This is a genomic window from Paraburkholderia humisilvae (assembly GCF_902859855.1).
GTDB classification, from domain to species: Bacteria; Pseudomonadota; Gammaproteobacteria; order Burkholderiales; family Burkholderiaceae; genus Paraburkholderia; species Paraburkholderia humisilvae.
Map to the genome: position 1 here is coordinate 1 of NZ_CADIKH010000257.1, position 2,456 is coordinate 2,456.

The window sequence follows — 2,456 nt, forward strand, 5'->3', positions numbered from 1 at the left end:
GCGTTCGACGTGGCGGGAGCTGGAAACGTGACTACGGTTGCCGGATTGCGGGCCATCGCGAAAGCGGTGGAATCACCACCGGCGCCTACCGGTGCGCGCGCCAGTTCTCGATCCTACCGATGAGCGGGTTGTGGAAACGGGGTTAAGGTGAGGATATTCGGGCACCGCCAGACGAAAGGGGCGGCAACAGACAAACCGAACCTAATGCTACCGCGCCACAACTCGACTCTACCGATCACTGCCCCATGACCTGGCGCGAGGATTATCTCGGGTGTGTGCGTGATGCAAACCGAACATTCGCTCTGGACTAGCCAACGGCCCTAACTGGCCGATCCCTGCCGGATGTTGCTCGTGACTACATCGAGGATGGCTCTGCAAACGGCCGCGATAAATGAACGATTTTTCAATTGTTTTTCGTTACCTTGTACAGGTGTCGATGGCGGTCTGAATCCACCGTGTTTCCTGCTGCGCGCCCATCGTGATAAGGCCGCTGCTCGCCGCTACTTCGAGAAGGCGATTGAACAGAACGGCGAGCCCGAGACAATTACCGTGGACAGGAGCGGCGCGAATCTGGCTGCACTTGAAGCGCTCAACGCCCGGGCGATCAACGCCGATCAAGGTCCGGCAAAACAAATACCTGAACAACGTCGTCGAGCAGGATCACCGCGCCGTCAAACGTATCATCAAGCCGATGGTGGAGTTTAAGGATTTCCGCTGTGCGCGCATCATCCTGTCTGGCATAGAGATCGCGCACATGATTCGCAAGGGGCAGATGTGTGACAATGGCGTCGCTTCGACTGCAGCCGATCAATTCTATTCTCTCGCGATGTAAATGGTCCTGTTCAACTTATGCGCGTGCCCGTCCCGCCGTCCTTAACGACACAGCCGGAAGTCGTCCATCACATCAGAGCCGCATGTTCCATGCGGCGAGCCCCTCCATTTGGGTTGTTACCAACCCGGGTAAAACAGACGAGGAAACCAACCACCATATTGTTTTCCTCTGTGACGTCACTTCCCGAGCGAAATGGCCCGCTATCCAAACGCAATCCCCCCCCGCCCAGATAATATTCAGATCATTTTGGCAATTGCCTTCGGTGGTTTCTTTTTTTTAAAAATTCGATACATATATTTCAATTGAAATAATAACCTTTCTTCACAATCGTTTGAGTCTTGCGTGATATTTTGATATTCAGATGTTCGAATTTCAATTCAAATCTCTTCGCGATTGCATTTCGAATCACGTTGAGTTCAATTGCCGGACGGCAGAGGATTCTATCATTCGGCGCACTTTAACTTTAAAGAGGTGCATCATGTCAATTATTGGTGATATTTCGCAAAGCTTTCACAATGAAGTGAACAAAGTGAAGCAAGACTTCGGGCAGCTCGAGGCCACGGCAAAAAAGCAGGGCTCAGACCTGGAAAATAGCCTAAAGTCTTTTCATAACGGACATTTCGGCGCGGACCTTAAGGGCATGCTGGATCAACAATTGTCCGACAGCTCGAAGACCCTCCAGAAAGCTGGGAAGACGTGGTACGACGGATTGAACACTCCGTCCAACACCATCCTTGACACCGTAAAAAAAGAAGCTCCCTCGACAGCGCGATATATTAACGGATATCAGAATTTTACGGATAATCTTGAGCAGGGTGCCACCACGACGATCAGTAATGTCCCCAAGGGCATTCAGAACATCGGAGATGGGTCAGTAAATGTTGTCGGCGGGTTGGCCAGCGGCAATCTTCATCAAGTACTCAAAGGGGGCGGGCAAATTGTCCACGGGGTGGGCGACATTCCCGTAACTCCGGCACAGGTCGCCGGCAATGTAACTGAAAACACCGCGGCCAAATATATTGACGACGGTAAAGCAAAGAGTGCTATCGGATATGCGGCCGATAGAGCCTTTAGCCATTTTCACGCGTGAAAAGAAGCACTAATAAAAGCGCAGATGAACCCGCGAGCAGGATGACCAAACAGCAAGCGACATTTGGCGGCCGTCTTGACGATCAGAATTTGATCTCGAAGAGGCGGTCGTTGACACCCTGGAGGTCAAAGGCAGCGGGATCGAAACTACCGCCACACCAGTCGAGCAACCGCTGGTGTTCTTCATGGGGTGCCATGAAGAAAGGGATTTTTTCGTGCACTAAGACTGCAACTTGGTCGATTTCTCCGCGCACGATAGCCGGAATCGGTCTTTTGCCACCGCTTGGCGTACCATACATAACCGCCACCCGTCAGGTATATGTAGTCCGAAGGTTGTGTCGCGTTAAGGACGGCGGGACGGGCACGCGCATAAGTTGAACAGGACTATTTACATCGCGAGAGAATAGAATTGATCGGCTGCAGTTGCCGCGGCCCGGATTTTTCTGGACACAGATTTGCTGTAAAACAGCTGTCCAGAAAAGGAGCTTTTCATGCTGAAGAAGGTGCCCACACAGGCTGTTGCGCCGCAGGCGCT

Annotated in this window: 2 protein-coding genes and 1 pseudogene; 2 read left to right on the top strand and 1 reads right to left on the bottom strand. The window is 52.2% G+C overall.

The window, feature by feature from the left end; genetic code table 11:
• Positions 1 to 453: 453 nt before the first annotated feature.
• Both HV796_RS41635 and HV796_RS41640 read left to right on the top strand, forming a co-directional pair.
• Positions 454 to 832 (top strand): annotated as a pseudogene (locus tag HV796_RS41635) (DDE-type integrase/transposase/recombinase); the annotation flags it as partial.
• Between the two features lie 478 nt (positions 833 to 1,310).
• The gene (locus HV796_RS41640; protein ID WP_175233466.1) at positions 1,311 to 1,922 is read left to right on the top strand and encodes a hypothetical protein; all 612 of its coding nucleotides are present in this window, start codon (positions 1,311 to 1,313) and stop codon (positions 1,920 to 1,922) included.
• Between the two features lie 82 nt (positions 1,923 to 2,004).
• Here HV796_RS41640 and HV796_RS45190 read toward each other — a convergent pair whose 3' ends face one another.
• Complete coding sequence (locus HV796_RS45190) at positions 2,005 to 2,220, bottom strand: hypothetical protein (RefSeq protein ID WP_246356386.1); 216 nt, start codon at positions 2,218 to 2,220, stop codon at positions 2,005 to 2,007.
• Positions 2,221 to 2,456: the final 236 nt, after the last annotated feature.

What these genes read in the sequence shown, in the direction of transcription:
- HV796_RS45190 (WP_246356386.1), bottom strand. Translation starts at nt 2,220, where the DNA reads ATGTATGGTACGCCAAGCGGTGGCAAAAGACCGATTCCGGCTATCGTG.
- HV796_RS41640 (WP_175233466.1), top strand. Translation starts at nt 1,311, where the DNA reads ATGTCAATTATTGGTGATATTTCGCAAAGCTTTCACAATGAAGTGAAC.